Below are 19,536 nucleotides of genomic sequence, written 5' to 3' on the forward strand. Positions count from 1 at the left end.
GTGAGAGGGGTGCGGAATGTGGGCTACAGCCCCTTCCCTCCTTGCGCCTTCACCTCCTTGGGCGACCGAGCGTCTGGCTGAGGCTCCGGCGCTTCCTTGCCTCCTGAGGCCCCCCGGGGGGCCCCGGCGGACGGCCGGGGCGTGGCCCCGGGTCCGGGGGGGCGAGGGGGAAGGGAGCCTCCCCCTCAGGGCCCTTTGGCCAGAAGGCTCCTCACCGCCTCCGGCAAGGGCTCGTCCGGAAAGAGGGCCTGGAAGCGCCGGGCGAGGTCCCCGAGGAGGGGGCGGAGCCCCTCCTCCCTCAGGGCCTGGGGAAAGAGCTCGGCCATCTCCGCGAGGAGGGACTGCCGCGCCAGGTGGCGGGCCACGAGCAGGGCCTCCCCCTCGAGGCCCGCGGCGCGGCCCCGCTTGAGCCGCTCCGCCCCCTTACGCACCGCGGGGCTTTCCAGGAGGCGGCGGCAGGTGGGGCAGGGGTGGGCCTCGCTGGGGCTTTCGCAGATGGGGCAGGGCTCCCCCCGCCGGTGGCGCAGGAGGGCAAGGGCCGCCCGAGCCACCGACCCCCGCAACTCCGGAAGGGCCTCCCGGGCCAGCTCCCAGGCCTTGCGGGTCCCCTCGGGGTCCTCGGGGGCGGGGGAGCCGGGGGAGGGGGGTGCCCCCACCTGGCCCACCACAAAGCGGATCTCCCGGACCATCCCGGGAAAGCGCTCCTCGTAGTGCCGGAGAAGGGCCAGGCGGCTGTAGGTGAGCCCGTGGGCGGTGAGGGCGTCCGCCACCCGGACGGTGAGGATGCCCCCCTCGAGGGCCACCGCCTCCGTGAGGCGGGCCAGCTCCCGCCCCACCACCTCCTTCCAGGCGGCCAAGACCGCCCCCCGCCGCCACCGCTCCTCCCCTCCCAGCCGCCGCAGGGTCTCGGGGAGCACTTCCTTCAGCCGCCGGGGCACAGGACTACCCCCTCTTCCATCCAGCATACCGGGAGGCCCTCCGGAGCCCAAAGGCCCGCCAGGATGGCCTGGGGAAGCCCTTGGGCGTAGGCGAAAACCGCCTGGCGCCGGGCCCCGTCCAGCTCCTCGCTCCACTCGTCCACCAGGAGGAGGGGGGCCTCCCCGTGGTGCTCCCAAAGGAGCCGGTGCTCTGCCAGGCGCAGGGCCAGGGCCAGGGCCTTGGCCTCCCCGCGGCTTCCGAAGCGGTGGGCGGGCCGCCCCCCCAGGAGGAAGACCAGGTCGTCCCGGTGGGGGCCCACCAGGGTCTGCCCCCGGGCGAGCTCCTCCTTCCGCCCCCGCTCCAAGGCCTCCAGGAAATCCCCCTGGACGGTTTCCTCCAGCACCAGCCCCGCCTCCCCCGGGGCCAGGACCCGGTAAACCGACTGGAACATGGGCAGAAAGCGGCGGAGGAAGCGGCGCCTCAGGGCCGCGATCTCCACGCCGTACCGGGCCAGCTCCCGGTCCCACACGGAAAGCCCGTTGCCTCCCGCCTTCAGGAGGGCGTTCCGCTGGCGCAGGGCCCGCTCGTAGGCGGCGAGGAGGGCGGCGTGGCGACGGGAGAAGCGGGCGATCAGGCGGTCCAAGGCCGCCCGCCGCTCCTCCTTAGGGCCCAGGACCACCTCCACATCCTCGGGGGAGACCAGAACCGAGCCGGGAAGCTCGTGAAGGGCGCGCAGGCTTACCGGCCTCTCGTTGAGGCGCACCTCGCGCCCCTCGGGCGCCAGGCGCTGCTCCACCCGGTAGAGGCCGAGCTCGGTCTCCACCTCGGCGTAAAGCCAGGCCTCGGGCTCCCCGAAGCGGACCAGGTCCCCCAAGGCGGCCCGCACCTCCCCCCCCAGGGCCAGGTGGAGGGCCAGGAGGAGGCCCGTTTTCCCCTGGCCGTTCCCCCCCGCCAGGGCGAAGGGGCCCGGGGGAGGGCGGAAGGCGGGGAAGGCCAGGTTGCGGAAGTGGCGCTGGCGGAAGAGGAGGAGGCGCATCTACAACCTCATCCGGCGCAAAAGGGCGGGCAGGAGGGCCCAGGAGAGGAGAAGAAGGCCCGCCCCCAGGAGAAAGGGGGCCTCGGGCTGCAGGCGGTAGAGGCCCGTGCCCACCACCGGGCCCAGCATCCGCCCCAGGGCCTGGGCGGAGCTGTTGAGGCCGGCCACCGAGCCCTGCTCGTTCTCCCGCACCGCCAGGGAAAGGGCCGCCGTCACCCCCGGGCCCGCCAGGGCCGCCCCCGCCCCCTGGAGGGCCAGGCCCAGGACCAGGGCCCAGAACTCCCGGGCCAGGACCAGGACCAAAAACCCCAAGACGGCCATGGGAAGCCCCAGGAGGAGGAGGGTGCGGGGAGGCCAGGCCAGTTTGCGCACCAGAAACCCCTGGACGAAGACCGCCACCAGGCCGTAAACGGCCAGGGCCAGCCCCACCGCCCGGGCCGTCTCCACCCCGGAAAGGCTCAGGCGGTCTTGGAAGTAGAAGGCCACCGTCTGCTCCAGGGCCACCCCCGCCAGGTTCAGGGAAAGCCCCAGGAGGAGGAGGGGGAAGACCCGGGCGTCCCAGGGGGAGAGGCGGCCCGGAACCGGCCCTCCCCGGGTGCGGGACTCGGGGAGGAACAGGGCCGCGAAGAGGGCGTTGAGGAGGGCAAATCCCGCGGAGAAGAAGACCGGGGCCAGGAGGCCGAAGAGGGCGGCCAGGCCCGCCCCCAGGGCGGGGCCCAGGATCACCGCCAGGCCAAAGGCCGCCCCCAGGAGGGCCATGCCCGCGGTGCGGTTCTCTCGCCCGGTCACGTCGGCCACGTAGGCCTGGGCGGTGGGCAGGGTGGCGGAGCTGAAGGCCCCCCCCACCACCCGGGCCAGGAAGAGGAGGGGAAAGAGGGCCTCCGGGGGGAGGTGCCCTCCCTGGCCCAGGAGGGCGAAGAGGCCGAAGAGGAGAAAGCTCCCGGCGAAACCCAGGATGCCGAGGAGGAGAACGGGCTTCCTCCCCCCCTCGCTCCGCCGCCCCCAGTAGGGGGAGAGGAGAAACTGCATCAGGGCGTAGCCCGTGGAGAGGAGCCCCACCTGCACCTCGGTGAGGCCCAGCTCCCGGCCCAGGGGACCCAGGATGGGAAAGAGGATGGAAAGCCCCAGGACGCTGTTGAAAAGGGTAAGGAAGAGGAGGCCAAGGGCGGACACGCCCAAGAGTCTACCCGAAGCGCCCGGTGATGTAGGCCTCCGTATAGGGGTGCTGGGGCTTGGTGAAGATCACCTCCGTGGGGCCCTCCTCCACCAGGACCCCCAGGTGCATGAAGAGGGTGCGGTCGGAGATGCGGGCCGCCTGCTGCATGTTGTGGGTGACGATGACCACCGTGTAGCGCCGCTTGAGCTCGGTGATCAGGTCCTCGATGGCCTGGGTGGCGATGGGGTCCAGGGCGCTGGTGGGCTCGTCCATGAGGAGCAGGGGCGGTTCCACGGCGATGGCCCGGGCAATGCAGAGCCGCTGCTGCTGCCCCCCGGAAAGCCTCAGGCCGCTTTGCTTTTTGAAGATGTCCTGGACCTCGTTCCAGAGGGCGGCCCGCCTCAGGGCCTCCACCACCCGGTCCTCCAGCTCGCTCCCCTTTACCCCCATGAGGCGGAGGCCGAAGGCCACGTTCTCGAAGATGGTCTTGGGGAAAGGGTTAGGCTTCTGGAAGACCATGCCGATGTGCCGCCGCACGGCCACCGGATCCACCCGCGGGTCGTAGATGTTCACCCCCTCGTAGAGGACCTCCCCCGCCACCCGCACCCCGGGGATGAGGTCGTTCATGCGGTTCAGGGAGCGCAGGAGGGTGCTCTTGCCGCACCCCGAGGGGCCGATGATGGCCGCCACCTGGTGGCGGGGAAAGCGCACGGAGATGTCGAAGAGGGCCTGCTTCCTGCCGTACCAGAGGTTGAGGCCCCGCACCTCCGCCTGGGCCTCGGCCTCGGGGACGGGGGCGGTGCGGACCGTCTGGTGGTCCTTGAGGAGTTCCAAGCTCACCATTCCCTCCTAAAGCGGTTCCTGAGGTAAAGGGCCAGGGCGTAGAGGCCGGAGAGGACCATGAGCATCACCAGGATACCCGCGGCCGCCACCCGGTGGAACTCGGGGATGTTCATGCTGATCCAGAGGTAGATCTGCACGGGAATCACCGTGTACTCGGACATGGGCCCCGTGGGCATAAAAGGGACGAAGGCCGCCGCCCCTACCAGGAGGAGGGGGGCGGCCTCCCCGATGAGCCGGGCCGCGGCCAGGATCACCCCGGTGACCATCCCGGGGAGGGCGGCGGGGAAGACCACCCGGAAGACCACCTGGCGGCGGGTGGCCCCCAGGGCGAAGGCCGCCTGGCGCAGGGACTCGGGCACCGCCCTCAGGGCCTCCCGGGCGGTGACCACGATCACGGGGATGGCGAGAAGCGCCAGGGTCATGGAGGCGGCCAGGATGGAGGGCCCCAGGCCCAGGCCCCGCACGAAGAGGGCCAACCCCAAGAGGCCGTACACGATGGAGGGCACCCCGGCCAGGTTCCGCAGGTTCACCTCCAGGATCCGGTTCCAGGTGCCCTCCCGCAGGTACTCCTCCAGGAGGATGGCGGTCCCGATCCCTACGGGGATGGCGATGAGGAGGGCCAGGGAGAGCACCCAGATGGAGCCCAAGACCGCCACCCCGATCCCCGCGGTGAGGGGGGAGCGGGAGGGGGTGCGGGTGAGAAAGCTCTGGTCCAGCCAGGGGTTGAGGACGAGCCGCTCCCCTTCCCCCAACCCCGCCTTGAGCTCCTCCCAGCGCCTCAGGCCCTCCACCAGGGAGAAGTCGGCCACCCGGTCGTCCCGGAGGCCGGTGACCACATAGCGCAAAGGCCCCTCGTGGGTGAGCCACATGAGCTCCACCCGGTTCTGCAGGAAGAGGACCCGGCGTTCCGTGGGGTCTTGCAGCATGAACTGGACCTCTTCCCCCGTGTACTCCCGGGCCAGGAGCTCCCGGCGGAGGATCTCGTCGGCGGAGAGGCGGAAAGGGTAGGTCTGGCCCGGCCCCTCGTCCGCCCGGACCACCTGGACGGAGAAGCTGTTGTAGACCGTGTCCGCCAGGAGGAGGGCCAGCAGGCCCACGGCCAGGAAAAGGGGCAGGGCGATGGCCCGGGCGAAAACCCGGTCGATGCGGGCCTTCCAGGGGTCTACCCCGAAGGCCTCGGGGGCGCGGTCCAAAGCCCTATTCATACCGCTCCCGGTAGCGCTCCACCACCCACTGGGCCAGGATGTTGAGGAAGAGGGTGATGAGGAAGAGGGTAAAGCCCACGGCGAACAGGGCGTAGTAGGCGGTGGTGCCCGTGGGCTGGTCGCCGGTGGCCGCCTGAACGATGTAGCTGGTCATGGTGGCGATGGTCTCCCGCGGATCCAGGGTGAGGAGGGGACGCTGCCCCGCGGCGATGGCCACGATCATGGTCTCCCCCACCGCCCGGCTGGTGGCCAGGATGATGGCGGCGATGATGCCGGAGAGGGCCGCGGGAAAGACCACCCGCAGGGCCACCTCGTAGGGCCTGGCCCCCAGGGCGTAGGCCGCCTCCCGGATGGGGCGGGGCACGGACTCCATGGCGTCTGCGGCCACGTTGGACACGTAGGGGATGATGGCGAAACCCATGACCAGGCCCGCGGAGAGGGGGTTGAAGATGTTGAGGCCGGGGATCACCTGCTGCAGGAGGGGGGTGACGAAGAGGAGGGCGAAGTAGCCGAAGACCACCGTGGGGATGCCCTCGAAGAGCTCCAAGGTGCCCTTGATCCGGGCCCGGGCGGCCCCTTTGGCGTACTCCGCGATGTAGACCGCCAGGGTGAGGCCCAGGGGCACCGCCACCAGGAGGGCGATGGCGGTCACCAGGAAGGTGCCGGCGATGAGGGGGCTGATCCCGTAGCGGGGGTCGGCGAAGAGGGGGGTCCACTCGGGGGCGAAGAGGAACTCCGTGAGGGGGACCTGGAGGAAGAACTGGACCACATCCCCCAGGAGGCTGGCGATGACCCCCACCGTGGTGAGGAGGGTCACGGAGGAGAGGAGGAGGAGGAGGGCAAGGGTGACCACCTCCTTGGGGTTCCTCGAGGGCCTCTGCTTGAGGATCTCCATGCCTTTCCCATTCTAAGGGGGTGGGGGGAGCACCCCCACCCCCAGGAAACGAGGGTTACCGCAGCTCCCTGCGCAGCTCCTCCACGAAGCGGGAGAGGGGGGTGCCCACGGGCAGGTCGCTGAAGAAGGAGCCCGTCTTGCGCCGGTTCACCAGCTCCTGGCCGATCTGGTAGGCCTCGGCGGGCAGCTCCACGTACCCGGTGGAGCGGATGGCCCGGCGGGCGGCGGGGGAGAGGTAGAAGTTGATGAAGTCCCGCACCTCCCGGCGCTCCAGGCTACGCACGTTCACGTAGATGAAGAGGGGGCGGGAGAGGGGCTGGTAGGTGCCGTTCAGCACCGTCTCCCGGGTGGGGGCCACGCAGCCCTGGCCGTTGTTGATGGCCACCGACCGCACCCGGTCCCGGTTCTCCTCGTAGTAGGCGTAGCCCACGAAGGCCATGGCCCCCCGGTCCCCGATCACCCCCCGGAGGATCACGTTGTCGTCCTCGGAGGGGAAGAAGTCGGTGCGGATGGCCCCGGAGCGGCCCATGATGGCCTCGGTGAAGTAGTCAAAGGTGCCGGAGTCGGTGCCCGCCCCGTAGAGGACCAAGCGCTGGTTGGGCCAGTTGGGGTTGATCTGGTTCCAGTTGGTGATGCGGGAGCCCGGCTCCCAGATGGCCCGGAGCTGGGCGGTGGTGAGGCACTGGGCCCAGGTGTTGGCCTGGTTGACCAGGATGGAGAGGGCGTCGTAGGCCACGGGGATCTCGATGAACTGGATGCCGTTTTGGGCGCAGAGGTCCAGCTCCGTCTTGCGGATGGGGCGGCTGGCGTTCTGCACGTCCGTTTCCCCACGACAGAACTTCTGGAAGCCGGCGCCCGTGCCGGAGAAGGCCACGGAGATCCGCACCCCGGGGTTGCGGGTGAGGAACTCCTCCGCCACCGCCTGGGTGATGGGGTAGACCGTGGAGGAACCGTCCGCCCGGATCTGGGCCAGGGCCGTCCCCGCGAGGGCCAGTAGCGCTAGACCGATTGCCTTCCTCATCTCCTAACCTCCCACCCGTACTCTGGCACCCCTTTGTCAGGAGAAGGTCAAGGACCGCCCTGTCAGGGCCGGGTCAACCCCCGCCAAGTTGTAAAGCCCCCGGCGGATCACCGCCCCGCCCAAAAGCCGCTCCCCTTGGTAGAGGACGGCGCTCTGCCCCGGGGCCACGGCGAAGACCGGGCTTTGGAAGCGGAGGCGCAAGGGGTCCAGGGACTCCACCTTGGCCCGCACAGGAGGGGTGCGGTAGCGCACCTGGACCTCCACCTCCTCAGGAAGCTCGGCCAGGAGGTTGGCTTCCTCCCCCTCAAGCCCAAGCCAAAGGGTAGCCTCCTTTGGCCCCACGTAGACCACGTTGGCCAGAGGGTCTAACCCCACCACGTGCCGTTCCAGGTGGGGTTTGAATAGGCCGAGGCCCTTTCGCTGGCCGATGGTGTAGAGGCTTGCTCCTTGGTGTTCCCCCACCACCTCCCCGGTGAGGGCGTCCACCAGGGGACCGGGGCGGACCTTGAGCCTTTCCCTCAGGAACTCCTTCAGGTCCCCGGCCACGAAGCAGAGGTTCTGGCTTTCCGGCTTCCTGGCGGTGGGAAGCCCGGCCCTTTCCGCTAGGGCCCGCACCGCGGCCTTGGTCATCCCCCCCACGGGGAAGAGGAGCTGGGGGAGGGCCTCCCTGGGGGTGCCCCAGAGGAAGTAGCTCTGGTCCTTCCCCGGGTCCACCCCCCGGAGGAGGTCCGTCCCTTCCCGGCGCACGTAGTGCCCGGTGGCCACGAAGTCCAGGCCCAGGCGCTGCGCCTGCCTGAGAAGGGCCCCGAACTTCACGAAGGTGTTGCAGCGGGCGCAGGGGTTGGGGGTGCGCCCCCCCGCGTAGTCCCGCAGGAAGGGCCGTAGAATCGCCTCCTCAAAGACCTCGCGGTAGTCCAAAAGGTAGAAGGGGATGCCCAGGAGGTCCGCCACCCGCCTAGCCCCGTAGGCGGCGTCCGGGGTGCAGCAGCTTTCCCAGGCCCGGGACCCCTTGGGGTCCCCCTCGGGTCCCAAGGAGGGTCGGGGGGCTTCCTCGGGCCAGAAGCGCATCATGGCCCCCACCACCTCGTAGCCTGCCTCCTTGAGGAGGTAGGCGGCCACCGAGGAGTCCACTCCCCCGGACATAGCCACCAGGACCCGCTTCACGCCACCACCCTCTCCCCCACCGCCGCCTCCGCGCTCCGGATGGCCACCTCCACCATGTCCGGGGTAGGCTCGGCCACGGTGAGGGCCTGGAAGCGGAAGCCCAGCCCCCTCAGGGCCCGGGAAAGGGGATCCTCATGCCGGGCAGAGAAGTAGAGGAGCTCGAAGGCCAGGGCGGCCACCAGGGGCAGGAAGAGGACCCGGGCCAGAAGGCGCCACCAGACCACCTCCGGAGCGGGGATAAGGCTGTAGACCAGGACGGAGACCACGATGACGAAGGCGATGAAGGTGGTGCCGCACCGGGGGTGGAAGCGGGACTGGGCCAGGACGTTTTCCACCGTGAGGGGCAGGCCCTTTTCGAAGGCGTGGATGGCCTTGTGCTCGGCCCCGTGGTACATGAAGAAGCGGCGGATCTCCGGCATCCGACCGATGAAGAGGATGTAGCCCACCAGGATGGCCACCTTGAGGAGGCCCGCCAGGAGGTTGTGCCCCAGGGGGTGGCGGGCCGGGTCCAGGAGGAAGCCGGCGAGAAGCCCGGGCAACACGATGAAAAGGGCGATGCCGATGAGGAGGCTCACCGCCACCGTGGCCCAAAGGGCCCCCCTGGGCACCTCCTCCTCCCCCCCTACGAGCTCGGCGCTTCGGGCCAGGGCCCGGTAGCTCACGGAAAGGGCATCCCACAGGGCCGCCACCCCCCGGAGGAGGGGGAGCCTGGCCCAGGGATAGCGCTCGGTGAGGGCCCGTTCCTCGTGGCGCTCCACGTGGATCCGCCCATCGGGCAGGCGCACGGCCAAAGCCCAGGCCCAGGGGGCCTTCATCATGACCCCCTCCAAGGCCGCCGCCCCGCCCAGGGCCGTCTTTTGAGCCAGAAGAAAAAGGGGTCGCATCCCCACCCATTGTGCCACGGGACCGTGGTATAACCCTAGGCGTGATCACCCTGCGCGCCACTCGGGCCACGCTCGCGGAGGGGCAGGCCCCCCTGAAGGTCCTTTGGGTTAGGGAGGGCAGGCTTCTGCCCCAGGGGGAGGCCTTGGACGCCCGGCTGGGGGGCCTCCTCCGCCGGACCCTGGAGGAGGCCCGGTTCCACGGGGAGGCGGGGGAGAGCCTCTTCCTCGCCGCCGCCGAGGGCCACCTCCTCCTCTTCGGGGCGGGGGAGGACCCCCGCCAGGCGGGAGGTAGGCTCGCCCAGGCCCTGGGCCGGCTGGCCTTCCCCGAGGCCCTGGTGGAGCCCCTGGAGGCCGAAGGGAAGGCCTATCCTCTGGCCGAGGGGCTCTACATGGGGGCCTACCGCTTCGAGCGCCACAAGAGCCAGGCCCGGGAAAAGGCCCTCACCCTCGGGCTTTCCGGGGCCCAGGAGGAGGAGTTGGAGCGGGCCCGGAAGGTGGCGGAAGGGGTCTACTTCGCCCGGGATTTGGTGAACGAGCCCCCCAACGTCCTGAACCCCGAGGCCCTGGCGGAGACGGCCCTTTCCCTCGAAGCCCTGGGCGTGGAAGTGGAGGTGTTAGACGAGGAGGCCATCCGGGCCCTGGGCATGGGGGCCTTCCTGGCCGTGGCCCAAGGCTCGGAGAACCCACCCCGCTTCATCTCCTTGCGCTACGCCCCGGAAGGGGCAAAGGCCCGGCTGGACCTGGTGGGCAAGGGCCTCACCTTCGACTCCGGGGGCTACTCCCTAAAGCCCACGGAGAGCATGGCCGCCATGAAGGGGGATATGGCCGGGGCGGCGGCGGTCCTGGGGGCCTTTAGGAGCACTGCCCTTTTGGGCCTTCCCGTGGAGCTCAGGGGCTACATCGCCGCCTGCGAGAACCTGATCTCGGGCCGGGCCTACCGGGTGGGGGACGTGCTGAAGACCCTTTCCGGCAAAACGGTGGAGGTGATGAACACCGACGCCGAAGGCCGCCTCACCCTGGCGGATGCCCTGGCCTACGCGGAGCGGCAGGGGGCTGAGCGGCTCCTGGAGCTTTCCACCCTCACGGGGGCGGCGGTGGTGGCCCTGGGGGAGGAGGTGGCGGCGCTTTTCGCCACCGAGGCCGCCTGGGGGGAAAGGGTACGCCAGGCGGCGGAAAGGGCCGGAGAGAAGGTCTGGCCTCTGCCTCTGGAAGGGGCCTACCGGGAGAAGCTCAAAAGCCCGGTGGCCGACCTGAAGAACGTGGGGGACCGCCAGGGCGGGGCCATCACCGCGGCGCTTTTCCTGGCGGAGTTCGTCGGGGTACCCCTGGTCCACCTGGACATCGCCGGGCCGGCCTTCGCCAAGAAGGCCCACCCCCTGGGTCCCGAGGGGGGGACGGGGTTTGGGGTGCGGACCATCCTGGAGACGGCCCAGTCCCTGGCCGCCCCCTAGCGCGGGGGCCGGGCGCCACCCCCTCGGAAGGGCAAGGGCCCCCGGCGCAGCAAACGCCGCGCCGGGGGCCCTCGAGGCCCGGGCTACTTCTCCGGCCCCTTGCCCCGGAACTCGATGCGCACGTCCTGAACCTCCCAGCCCGTGCGCTCGGCCACAAGCCGCTTGAGCCCCTCCAGGTCCAGATCGGGGAGGTTCTTGAGGGGAAGGTCTTCCACCTTACCGGTCTCCACGTCGGTGAGGTGGACGTGGGGCTCGTTGTAGCCGTCGTAGCGGGTGTACCCCTTGGGGTCTTTGAACTCGTAGATGAGGCCGTGCTCCCGGAGGACGTGGAGGTTGAGGTAGACCGTGGAAAGGCCGATGTCGTAGCCCCGCCGCTTCAGGCCGTTGTAAAGCTCCTCGGGGGTGGGGTGCACGTTTTTGCGGTCCAGGTAGGTCAGAATCCGCTCCCGGGGCAGGGTGTGTCTAAGCCCTACCGCCTTCAGCCGCGCCCGGTAGCTTTCTTTTTCCTTAGTCCTTGGCATGACTCCTCCTTTCTTTCAGTTCCAGTATACATGGGTCGTGTGCGAATGCAATACCGAAGTGTGCCGGCAGGCAAGATAATGGTGGTTTACCGACCAATTCTCTCTCTGCACCCACTTTCCCCAGCAGGTGCCTCCCTCGTTTTGGAACCTCTCCTCCCTTTTCCCAAGGCCCCGCAGCGGCTTCCGGCCATGGGCTATAATGGGGTTGTTTTGGAGCGTCCCATCTACCGCATCCTCCACGTGATCTTCGCCCTGGGCCTGGCCCACGCCCTCTTCCTCCTGGGGCAGGAAGGCGTGCGGGCCCACCGCCTGGCCCAGGAAAGGGCTAAGCTGGAGGAGGCCCTAAGGCAGGCGGAGGCCCGGGTGGCCCGCCTGCAGGCGGAGGTGGAGGCGGCCAAGGACCCTGCCCACCTCGAGGCCCTGGCCCGCAGGCTCGGCCTGGTCCGGCAGGAGGAGGTATTGCAGAGGCGATGAGGGAAGATCCCGCCCAGCTCTTTTTGGAAGACGAAGCCTTGACCGAAGGCCTCACCGACGAGGAGGCGGAGGTCCTCCTCTCCTGGCTCCTGGACCTGGCGGGGGAGGCCTCCCCCGCCCGGCTTTCCCACCTGCGCCGGCTGGGCCACGAGATCACCCGCCTCTCCCGGGAGTACGGCCTGCCGGTGGAGGAGCTCATCTCCCTGGTGGAACTCTCCTGGGGGCAGGATAGCCTCCCCGGCCTCCAGGCCTAAAGGGCCAGGGCCCGGAGGAGTTCCCGCACCTCCTCCAGGCGGGGAGGGGGGGGGTTCTTGCGGTAGATGAGGGCCACCTGCAGGGCGGCTCCCTCCAGGGGCCGGAGCACCGCCCCGGGATGGGGGAAGACCCGGTAGGGGGCCAGGGTGAGGTGGACCCCCAGGCCCGCGGCCACCAGGCTGACCGCCTGTGGGAAGCGGGCCACCTCCCGGACCACCCTGGGGGTGAAGCCCGCCCGGCGGAACACCTCCATGAAGGCCTCGTGAAGGGGGGGCAGGGTCTCCCGGGGCAGGAGGAGGAAGGACTCCTCCTTCAGGGCCCCAAGGGGCACCCGCTCCCGGGCGGCCAGGGGATGGCCCTCGGGTAAGACCACCACGATGGGCACCTCCAGCAAGGGCTCCCGGGCGATGGCCGGGTCCCCCACCTTAAGCCCGGCCAGGCCGTAGTCCAGGCGGCCCTCCTTAAGGGCCTGCACCTGTTCAGGGGTGTGCATCTCCAGCACCTCCACCGCCTCTCCCAACCCCCGGCGCAGGTGGTCCAGAAGGGGCATGAGGTCGGGGAGGAGGTTTTCCGGCACCCCGAAGCGCAGGCCCCGGAGGGCCGCCCGGCGCACCGCCTCCTTGGCCCGATCCCAGGCCAGGAGGACCTCCCGGGCCTCCCGCAGAAGGGCCTCCCCGGCAGGGGTCAGGCGGAAGGGGCGGCGGCGGAGGAGCTCCACCCCAAGCTCCTGCTCCAGGGCCCGGATCCTCTGGGAGAGGGCGGGTTGGGAGAGGAAAAGCCGCTCGGCCGCCCGGTGGAAGTTGCCCTCCTCGGCCAGGACCAGAAAGGCCCGCAGGCGGCGCAGGTCCATGATAAGTCTATTTTATCAATTGGCCCAGGCCACGCTATTGGACAAGGGGTGGGACCTTGGTCCAGACTGGGAGGTAGACCGGTGTAGTGTACCTGGGCGCAAAGGAGGAAGGGATGACGGCGAAAGAGCTAAGGGAGGCCCTCGAGGCCCTGCCGGAGGAGCTTAAGGAACGGGCGCGGGCCGAGGAGAACCGGGACTGGCTGGAGTCCCTGGAGTACGTGCTGCAGGTGGAAGGGTTCGAGCGGGTGGAGGAGCTCCTGCGCCTTTTGGACGAGTACCTCTACCTCAAGGGCCACTTCCCGCAAAACCGCCTCTCCACCCCCTACCTCAACACCATCCCCAAAGGGCTGGAACCCCCCTACCCCGGGGACCTGAAGTTGGAGGAGCGCATCGCCAACATCCTCCGCTGGAACGTGGCCATGATGGTCACCCGGGCCAACGAGAAGGCGGAGGGCATCGGGGGCCATATCTCCACCTACGCCTCCATCGCCGAGCTCTACGAGGTGGGCTTCAACCACTTCTTCCGGGGCCCTGAGGCGGGGCTGGACCGGGATCTGGTCTTCTTCCAGGGCCATGCCTCCCCCGGGAACTACGCCCGGGCCTTCCTGGAAGGAAGGCTAGGCGAGGCCGAGCTGGAGAACTTCCGCCGGGAGGTCCACCCTCCCGCAGGAGGAGGCCGGGGGCTCTCCAGCTACCCCCACCCCTGGCTCATGCCGGACTTTTGGGAGTTCCCCACGGTCTCCATGGGCCTCGGCCCCATCCAGGCCATCTACCAGGCCCGCTTCATGCGCTACCTGGAGGACCGGGGGCTTAAGCCCAAAAGCGCCGCCAAGGTCTGGGCCTTCCTGGGGGACGGGGAGCACGACGAGCCCGAAACCGTGGGGGCCCTCCATCTGGCGGCCCGGGAAGGGCTGGACAACCTGATCTTCGTGGTGAACTGCAACCTCCAGCGCCTGGATGGGCCGGTGCGGGGCAACTCCAAGATCATCCAGGAGCTGGAAAGGCTCTACCGGGGAGCGGGCTGGCGGGTGATCAAGATCGTCTGGGGCTCGGCCTGGGACCCCCTCATCGCCAAGGACGGGGAGGGCCACCTCCTGCGCCGCTTCGAGGCCCTGGTGGACGGGGAGAGCCAGCGCTACGCCGCCTTCGGGGCCAAGGAGCTTAGGGAGCGCTTCTTCAACACCCCCGAGCTCAAGCGGCTCATCGAGGGCCTGAGCGACGAGGAGCTCACCGAGCTCACCCGGAGCCGGGGCGGCCACGACCTCAAGAAAATCTACGCCGCCTACAAGGCGGCGGTGGAGCACCGGGGAAGCCCGGTGGTCATCCTGGCCCGCACCATCAAGGGCTACGGCATGGGCCCCACGGCCATGGCCAAGAACGTGGCCCACCAGGTGAAGAAGCTCGCCGAGGAGGACCTCAAGGAGGCCCGGGCCTTTCTGGGCATCCCGGTTCCCGAGGAAAGGCTCCCCGAGCTCCCCTACTACCACCCGGGGCCGGACTCCCCCGAGGTGCGCTACCTCCAGGAGCGAAGGCAAGCCCTGGGGGGCTTTGTCCCTGAGCGGCGGGTGCGGTTTACCGGGGGCCTGGAGGTGCCCGGGGAGGAGTTCTTCCGGGAGTTCTACCAGGGCTCTGGGGGCCGGGAGATCTCCACCACCATGGCCTTCGTGCGCATCCTCGCCAAGCTTCTCCGCCACCCCGTGGTGGGCAAACTCATCGTGCCCATCGTGCCCGACGAGGCCCGCACCTTCGGCATGGAGGCCCTCATCGCCCAGGTGGGGGTCTACTCCCCCCAGGGGCAGCTCTACATCCCCGTGGACGCGGGGACCCTCACCGCCTACAAGGAGAGCCGGGAGGGGCAGATCCTGGAGGAGGGGATCACCGAGGCCGGGGCCATGGCCGACTTCATCGCCGCCGGCACCGCCTACGCCCACTGGGGCATCCCCACCATCCCCTTCCTCATCACCTACTCCATGTTCGGCCTGCAGCGGATCGGGGACCTGGTCTGGGCCGCCGCCGACCAGCGCACCCGGGGCTTCCTCCTGGGGGCCACCGCCGGGCGCACCACCTTGCTGGGGGAAGGCCTCCAGCACCAGGACGGGCAGAGCCAGGTCTACGCCCTGGCCGCCCCCAACCTCCTGGTCTACGACCCCGGCTTCGCCTACGAGTTCGCGGTGATCCTGGAAGACGGCCTCAAGCGCATGTACGGCCAGGGGGAGGACGTCTTCTACTACATCACCATCGAGAACGAGAACTACCCCCATCCCCCCATGCCCGAGCCTTGGGAGAGGGTGAAGGAGGGCATCCTGAAGGGCCTTTACCTCTTCCGCCAGGGGGAAGGGAAGGGCCCCCGGGTGCAGCTTCTGGGCTCGGGTCCCATCCTGCCCCAGGCGATGAAGGCCCAGGAGATCCTCCGGGGCTACGGGGTGGTGGCGGACGTGTGGAGCGCCACCAGCTACAAGGCCCTCTACGCGGACGCCATCGAGGCGGAAAGGGAGCGCAGGCTTCTGGGGAAGGCCCGCAGGCCCTACGTGGCGGAGGCCTTGGAGGGCCACGAGGGTCCGGTGGTGGCGGCCAGCGACTACCTGAAGGCCCTGCCCAACCTGATCCGGGGCTACCTGGACCGGCCCTTCTGCGCCCTGGGCACGGACGGCTTCGGCCGCTCGGACACCCGGGAGGCCCTCCGGGACTTCTTCGAGGTGGACGCAAGGCACATCGCCTACGCGGCCCTGGCCCTTCTGGCGGAGGAGGGCCAGGTGGAGGCGGGGCTCTTGCCGAAGGTGCGGGAGGAACTCGGCCTTAAGCTGGAGGCGACGCCGCCCCACCGGCGGTAGGGGGTAAGGCATGGAGCTCAGGCTTCCCGAACTGGGGGACAACGTCAGCGCGGCCACGGTGGTGGGGGTGCTGGTCAAGGAGGGGGACCAGGTGGTTCCCGGCCAGCCCCTCCTGGAGCTGGAAACCGACAAGGCGGTGATGGAGGTGCCCGCGGAGGCGGGCGGGGTGGTGCGGCGGGTTTTGGTGAAGGTGGGGGACGAGGTGCGCCCCGGGGAGCCTTTCCTGGAGCTGGCGGCCGAGGAGGAGGCCTCCCGGACCGCCCCCTCCGGAAAGGCGGCCGCCCAGGGGGCGAGGCCCGAGGCCGCCGCGCCCCCCTCCCCTCAGGCCCCGGCCCGGGAGGAGCGGACCGGGGAGGCACCCCCGCCTGGGGTGCCGGCCCCGGCGGAGGAGCGCCGCCTGGTCCCCGCCGCTCCCAGCGTCCGCCGGCTGGCCCGGGAGCTGGGGGTGGAGATCCGGGAGGTGCGGGGCACGGGCCTGGCGGGGCGGATCACCGCGGAGGACGTGCGCCGGGCGGCGGGGCTTGGCGCCCCGGTGGCCCCCGCGCCCCAGCGCGCGCCCGCGGTGCCTGAAGCCCCCCTCGAGGCCCAGGCCCCGGGGTACCCGGCCCCCAGGCTTCCCGACTTCAGCCGCTGGGGTCCGGTGCGCACCGAGCCCATGAGCGGGGTGCGCAAGGCCACCCTGCGGGCCATGGCCCAGGCCTGGGCCCAGGTGCCCATGGTCACCCACTTCGACGAGGCGGACATCACCGAGCTGGAGGCCCTGAGGAGGCGCTACGCCCCTCGGGCGGAGGAGCGGGGCTTTAGGCTCACCCTCACCGCCTTCCTCCTCAAGGCCCTGGCCCTGACCTTGCGGGCCTTTCCCAAGTTCAACGCCTCCATTGACCCGGAAAGGGCCGAGGTCATCTACAAGGACTACGTGCACATCGGGGTGGCGGTGGACACCCCCTTTGGCCTCCTGGTGCCCGTCATCCGGGACGTGGACCAGAAGGGCGTTCTGCGCCTGGCCAGGGAGCTCCAGGCGGTTTCCGAGCGGGCCCGGGAGCGGAAGCTCGCCCCCGAGGAGATGCAGGGGGGCAGCTTCAGCCTCTCCAACCTGGGGGGGATCGGGGGCAGCGGCTTCACCCCCATCGTCAACTGGCCGGAGGTGGCCATCCTGGGGGTTTCCCGCTCGCAGACCAAGCCGGTTTGGGATGCGGAAAAGGAGGCCTTCGTGCCCAGGCTGGTGATGCCCTTCAGCCTCACCTACGACCACCGGCTCATCGACGGGGCCGAGGCCGCCCGCTTCTGCCGCCACCTGGCAGGGCTTCTGGAAGACCCCCTGGGCCTGGCCCTGGAGTAGGGATGCCCGGCCCCGGCTTCTTGTGTAGTATGGGAAAGTATGCGCGTCATCGTGGTGGGAACCCGGGGCAGCGCCCTGGCCCTGGCCCAGACCCGCTTTGTGGTGGAGCGCCTGAAGGAGAGCTGGCCTGAGGCGGAGTTCAAGGTGAAGACGGTGAAGACCCGAGGGGACGGGGGGGCGAGCCCTCTGGAGGGGGCCATCTTCGTCAAGGAGCTGCAGGAGGCGCTTCTTTCCCGGGAAGTCGACATCGCCGTGCACTCCCTGAAGGACCTCCCCACGGAGGAGCCCCCGGGCCTCAAGATCGCCGCCGTTCCCAAAAGGCAAGACCCCCGGGACGCCTTCCTGGGCAGGGCCTACAAGCGCCTGGAAGACCTCCCTCCGGGGGCGGTGCTGGGCACCAGCTCCGTGCGGCGCCGGGCCCAGCTCCTGGCCTACCGGCCGGACCTTCGGGTGAAGGACCTGCGGGGCAACGTGGACACCCGCCTGGCCGCCTTGGGGAATGGGGAGTACGACGCCATCATCCTGGCGGCGGCGGGGCTCATCCGGCTGGACCTCCGGAACCGCATCGACCAGTTCCTGGAGCCCGAGGTGATGCTCCCCGCCCCTGGGCAGGGGGCCCTGGCCCTGGAGGTGCGCCAGGGGGACGATCTGGCGGAGGAGCTGGCCTACGCCCTCCACCACCACCCCTCCGCCGACCGGGTGCGGGCGGAGCGGGCCTTTTTGAAGGGCCTTGGGGCCGGGTGCCTGGCCCCGGTGGGGGCCCTGGCCCAGGTGGCGGAGGACGGCGCCCTTTCCCTCGAGGGGATGGTCCTTACCCCCGATGGCAAGAGCTTCATCCGGGCGGAGATCGAGGGGGAGGCCGCGGAGGCGGAGGAGCTCGGCCTGGAGCTGGCCCGGGACGTGCTGGAGCAGGGGGGGCGGGAGCTTCTGGCTCAAATCCGAGGGGTTTAGTGGAGTTTTCCCCGCGCCTGGGGTATAGTGAAGCCGATGGCGCTGAAGCGCTTGACCCGCCAGCGCAAGGCCGTCCTGGAGGTGGTGCGTAGGGCCCACAACCACCCCGACGCCGCCTGGATCTACCAGGAGGTGCGCAAGGTGGTGCCCAAGGTGAGCCTGGGGACCATCTACCGCACCCTGGACGCCCTGGTGGCGGAGGGCTACCTCCTCCCCATCACCAAGGCAGGGGAGGCCACCCGCTACGACGCCAACCTCCACCCCCACCTGCACCTGGTGTGCGAGGCCTGCGGGGAGATCGTGGACCTGGAGGTGGCCCTGCCCGACCTGGTGGCCCTGGCCCAGGAGGCCCACCCCGGGGTGGAGGTGCGCGCCGCCGAGGTGACTTACAGGGGCCTTTGCCCCACCTGCAAGGGGGCCCCCAGGGGCTAGGCCCGCCCGGGAGGCTACCTTGAACCCCTTGGCCTGGCTCTACGCCCGCCAGGGGGTGATGACCCTGGGCCTGGAGCGGATCCGGGCCCTCCTGAGGCTCCTCGGGGACCCCCAGGAGGCCTACCCCGTGGCCCTCGTCGGGGGGACCAACGGCAAGGGCACCGCGGCCCGGGCCCTGGCGGCGGTCCTGGGGGAGGCGGGCCTAAGGGTGGGGCTCTACACCAGCCCCCACCTGGTGGCCTTCCCGGAGCGCATCGCCGTGGGGGGAAACCCCATCCCCGAGGAGGGCCTCCTCGCCCTCCTGGAGGAGGTCCGCCCCCATGCGGAAAGGGTAGGGGCAAGCTTCTTCGAGGCAGCCACCGCCCTGGCCCTCCTCCACTTCGCCCGGGAGGGGGTGGAGTTCGCCGTGCTGGAGGTGGGCCTAGGGGGAAGGCTGGACGCCACCAACGCCGCGGAACCCCGGCTTTCCCTGGTCACCAACATCGGCCACGACCACCTGGAGCTCCTGGGCCCCACCCTGAGGGACGTGGCCCGGGAGAAGGCGGGGATCCTCCGCCGAGGCGTGCCCGCCCTCACCGCCGCCCGGGGGGAGGGGCTGGAGGAGCTCCGCGCCCAGGCGGGGCGCCTGGGGGCTCCCCTTTGGGTCCTGGGGGAGGCCTTCGCCCTCGCCGGGGTGGAGGCGGGGCCTTCGGGCCTCGCCTTTCGCCTCCGGCTTGGGGGGGAGGAAAGGGCCTTCCAGACCCCCCTCCTCGGCCCCCACCAGGCGGAGAACCTGGCCCTGGCGGCGGTGGGGGGGAGGCTTCTGGGCGCCCCCTGGGAGGCGGTGGCGAGGGCCCTCCTCCGGGTGGAGCACCCGGGCAGGCTGGAGCGCCTTCCCTGGCCCGGGGGGAAGGAGCTCCTCCTGGACGGGGCCCACAACCCGGAAGGGGCCTGGGCCTTGCGGGAGGCCCTGCGCTTCCATAGGCTCTTGCCCGCCGCCTTCGTCCTCGCCTTCAGCCGGGAGAAGGACCACGCCGCCATGGCCGAGGCCTTGGGGGACCTCGGCCCCGTGGTCCTCACCCGGTACGCCTCCCCGCGGAGTGCCGATCCCAAGGCCCTCCTTCCCCTCTTCCCGGGGGCCTCGGTGGAGGAAGAACCCCTGAAGGCCCTGGAGCGGGCCTTGGCCCTGATGGATCGGGTGGTGGTGGCGGGAAGCCTCTACCTGGTGGGGGAGGTGAAGCGGGCCCTTTTGGGGCTTCCCCCGGAGGAGAGGTGGCAGTAGTGCCCCCCTGGGTGCCCCACAAAGACCCTAGGAAAGGCGCTCTGGCCCT

The 19,536-nt window shown here is 70.4% G+C and carries 19 protein-coding genes; 8 read left to right on the forward strand and 11 right to left on the reverse strand.

What is annotated here, in order from left to right; genetic code table 11:
* Positions 1 to 185 precede the first annotated feature (185 nt).
* From ETP66_RS08225 to ETP66_RS08265, 9 genes are read right to left on the reverse strand one after another with little or no spacing between them, the layout of a single operon-like run.
* Positions 186 to 938: a DciA family protein gene (locus ETP66_RS08225; protein WP_201738510.1), complete on the reverse strand. Its 753-nt coding sequence runs from the start codon at positions 936 to 938 to the stop codon at positions 186 to 188.
* Complete coding sequence (gene recF, locus ETP66_RS08230) at positions 923 to 1,954, reverse strand: DNA replication/repair protein RecF (RefSeq protein WP_130842159.1); 1,032 nt, start codon at positions 1,952 to 1,954, stop codon at positions 923 to 925. Before recF ends, ETP66_RS08225 begins: the two co-directional genes overlap by 16 nt.
* Positions 1,955 to 3,127 carry an MFS transporter gene (locus ETP66_RS08235; RefSeq protein ID WP_130842160.1) on the reverse strand — a complete coding sequence of 391 codons (1,173 nt, stop codon included), beginning with the start codon at positions 3,125 to 3,127 and terminating at the stop codon, positions 1,955 to 1,957.
* Positions 3,128 to 3,137: 10 nt separating this feature from the next.
* On the reverse strand, positions 3,138 to 3,953 hold the full coding sequence (gene pstB / locus ETP66_RS08240; RefSeq protein WP_130842161.1) for a phosphate ABC transporter ATP-binding protein PstB: 816 nt from the start codon (positions 3,951 to 3,953) through the stop codon (positions 3,138 to 3,140).
* The gene (gene pstA / locus ETP66_RS08245) at positions 3,947 to 5,158 is read right to left on the reverse strand and encodes a phosphate ABC transporter permease PstA (RefSeq protein ID WP_130842162.1); all 1,212 of its coding nucleotides are present in this window, start codon (positions 5,156 to 5,158) and stop codon (positions 3,947 to 3,949) included. Before pstA ends, pstB begins: the two co-directional genes overlap by 7 nt.
* Complete coding sequence (gene pstC, locus ETP66_RS08250) at positions 5,151 to 6,053, reverse strand: phosphate ABC transporter permease subunit PstC (RefSeq protein WP_130842163.1); 903 nt, start codon at positions 6,051 to 6,053, stop codon at positions 5,151 to 5,153. The genes pstA and pstC overlap by 8 nt, the downstream gene beginning before the upstream one ends.
* Before the next feature lie 55 nt (positions 6,054 to 6,108).
* Positions 6,109 to 7,074: a PstS family phosphate ABC transporter substrate-binding protein gene (locus tag ETP66_RS08255; RefSeq protein ID WP_130842164.1), complete on the reverse strand. Its 966-nt coding sequence runs from the start codon at positions 7,072 to 7,074 to the stop codon at positions 6,109 to 6,111.
* Positions 7,075 to 7,110: 36 nt separating this feature from the next.
* Positions 7,111 to 8,238 carry a tRNA 2-thiouridine(34) synthase MnmA gene (gene mnmA / locus ETP66_RS08260; RefSeq protein WP_130842165.1) on the reverse strand — a complete coding sequence of 376 codons (1,128 nt, stop codon included), beginning with the start codon at positions 8,236 to 8,238 and terminating at the stop codon, positions 7,111 to 7,113.
* Positions 8,235 to 9,122: a DUF1385 domain-containing protein gene (locus ETP66_RS08265; RefSeq protein WP_130842166.1), complete on the reverse strand. Its 888-nt coding sequence runs from the start codon at positions 9,120 to 9,122 to the stop codon at positions 8,235 to 8,237. Before ETP66_RS08265 ends, mnmA begins: the two co-directional genes overlap by 4 nt.
* Before the next feature lie 41 nt (positions 9,123 to 9,163).
* Between ETP66_RS08265 and ETP66_RS08270 the strand changes: the two genes are divergently transcribed.
* On the forward strand, positions 9,164 to 10,573 hold the full coding sequence (locus ETP66_RS08270) for a leucyl aminopeptidase (protein ID WP_130842167.1): 1,410 nt from the start codon (positions 9,164 to 9,166) through the stop codon (positions 10,571 to 10,573).
* A gap of 83 nt (positions 10,574 to 10,656) precedes the next feature.
* Here ETP66_RS08270 and ETP66_RS08275 read toward each other — a convergent pair whose 3' ends face one another.
* Positions 10,657 to 11,094 (reverse strand): Fur family transcriptional regulator, encoded by a 438-nt coding sequence (locus tag ETP66_RS08275; RefSeq protein WP_130842168.1) that lies wholly within the window; start codon positions 11,092 to 11,094, stop codon positions 10,657 to 10,659.
* Positions 11,095 to 11,304: 210 nt separating this feature from the next.
* Between ETP66_RS08275 and ETP66_RS08280 the strand changes: the two genes are divergently transcribed.
* Positions 11,305 to 11,568, forward strand: a complete 264-nt coding sequence (locus tag ETP66_RS08280; protein WP_201738511.1) for a septum formation initiator family protein — start codon at positions 11,305 to 11,307, stop codon at positions 11,566 to 11,568.
* On the forward strand, positions 11,565 to 11,822 hold the full coding sequence (locus tag ETP66_RS08285) for a hypothetical protein (RefSeq protein WP_130842170.1): 258 nt from the start codon (positions 11,565 to 11,567) through the stop codon (positions 11,820 to 11,822). The genes ETP66_RS08280 and ETP66_RS08285 overlap by 4 nt, the downstream gene beginning before the upstream one ends.
* Here the strand turns inward: ETP66_RS08285 and ETP66_RS08290 are convergent.
* Positions 11,819 to 12,673 carry a LysR family transcriptional regulator gene (locus ETP66_RS08290; RefSeq protein ID WP_130842171.1) on the reverse strand — a complete coding sequence of 285 codons (855 nt, stop codon included), beginning with the start codon at positions 12,671 to 12,673 and terminating at the stop codon, positions 11,819 to 11,821. The genes ETP66_RS08285 and ETP66_RS08290 overlap by 4 nt on opposite strands.
* A 113-nt stretch (positions 12,674 to 12,786) precedes the next feature.
* Between ETP66_RS08290 and aceE the strand changes: the two genes are divergently transcribed.
* From aceE to ETP66_RS08315, 5 genes are read left to right on the forward strand one after another with little or no spacing between them, the layout of a single operon-like run.
* Positions 12,787 to 15,504, forward strand: a complete 2,718-nt coding sequence (aceE, locus tag ETP66_RS08295) for a pyruvate dehydrogenase (acetyl-transferring), homodimeric type (RefSeq protein WP_130842172.1) — start codon at positions 12,787 to 12,789, stop codon at positions 15,502 to 15,504.
* 10 nt (positions 15,505 to 15,514) lie between these two features.
* Positions 15,515 to 16,843, forward strand: a complete 1,329-nt coding sequence (locus ETP66_RS08300; RefSeq protein ID WP_130842173.1) for a 2-oxo acid dehydrogenase subunit E2 — start codon at positions 15,515 to 15,517, stop codon at positions 16,841 to 16,843.
* Between the two features lie 39 nt (positions 16,844 to 16,882).
* On the forward strand, positions 16,883 to 17,794 hold the full coding sequence (gene hemC, locus ETP66_RS08305; protein ID WP_130842174.1) for a hydroxymethylbilane synthase: 912 nt from the start codon (positions 16,883 to 16,885) through the stop codon (positions 17,792 to 17,794).
* A gap of 36 nt (positions 17,795 to 17,830) precedes the next feature.
* Positions 17,831 to 18,226, forward strand: coding sequence for a manganese-dependent transcriptional regulator PerR (gene perR / locus ETP66_RS08310; protein ID WP_130842175.1), 396 nt, complete (start codon positions 17,831 to 17,833; stop codon positions 18,224 to 18,226).
* A 19-nt stretch (positions 18,227 to 18,245) separates the two neighbouring features.
* Entirely contained in the window at positions 18,246 to 19,487 is a 1,242-nt protein-coding gene (locus ETP66_RS08315; protein ID WP_130842176.1) for a bifunctional folylpolyglutamate synthase/dihydrofolate synthase, read from the forward strand.
* Positions 19,488 to 19,536 lie beyond the last annotated feature (49 nt).

The organism is Thermus thermamylovorans (assembly GCF_004307015.1).
Taxonomy (GTDB): Bacteria; Deinococcota; Deinococci; order Deinococcales; family Thermaceae; genus Thermus; species Thermus thermamylovorans.

Coding starts and splice junctions, on each gene's coding strand:
- pstB (WP_130842161.1), bottom strand. CDS start 3,953: ATGGTGAGCTTGGAACTCCTCAAGGACCACCAGACGGTCCGCACCGCC.
- ETP66_RS08265 (WP_130842166.1), bottom strand. CDS start 9,122: ATGCGACCCCTTTTTCTTCTGGCTCAAAAGACGGCCCTGGGCGGGGCG.
- recF (WP_130842159.1), bottom strand. CDS start 1,954: ATGCGCCTCCTCCTCTTCCGCCAGCGCCACTTCCGCAACCTGGCCTTC.
- aceE (WP_130842172.1), top strand. CDS start 12,787: ATGACGGCGAAAGAGCTAAGGGAGGCCCTCGAGGCCCTGCCGGAGGAG.
- pstC (WP_130842163.1), bottom strand. CDS start 6,053: ATGGAGATCCTCAAGCAGAGGCCCTCGAGGAACCCCAAGGAGGTGGTC.
- ETP66_RS08255 (WP_130842164.1), bottom strand. CDS start 7,074: ATGAGGAAGGCAATCGGTCTAGCGCTACTGGCCCTCGCGGGGACGGCC.
- hemC (WP_130842174.1), top strand. CDS start 16,883: ATGCGCGTCATCGTGGTGGGAACCCGGGGCAGCGCCCTGGCCCTGGCC.
- perR (WP_130842175.1), top strand. CDS start 17,831: ATGGCGCTGAAGCGCTTGACCCGCCAGCGCAAGGCCGTCCTGGAGGTG.
- ETP66_RS08290 (WP_130842171.1), bottom strand. CDS start 12,673: ATGGACCTGCGCCGCCTGCGGGCCTTTCTGGTCCTGGCCGAGGAGGGC.
- ETP66_RS08285 (WP_130842170.1), top strand. CDS start 11,565: ATGAGGGAAGATCCCGCCCAGCTCTTTTTGGAAGACGAAGCCTTGACC.
- ETP66_RS08275 (WP_130842168.1), bottom strand. CDS start 11,094: ATGCCAAGGACTAAGGAAAAAGAAAGCTACCGGGCGCGGCTGAAGGCG.
- pstA (WP_130842162.1), bottom strand. CDS start 5,158: ATGAATAGGGCTTTGGACCGCGCCCCCGAGGCCTTCGGGGTAGACCCC.
- ETP66_RS08300 (WP_130842173.1), top strand. CDS start 15,515: ATGGAGCTCAGGCTTCCCGAACTGGGGGACAACGTCAGCGCGGCCACG.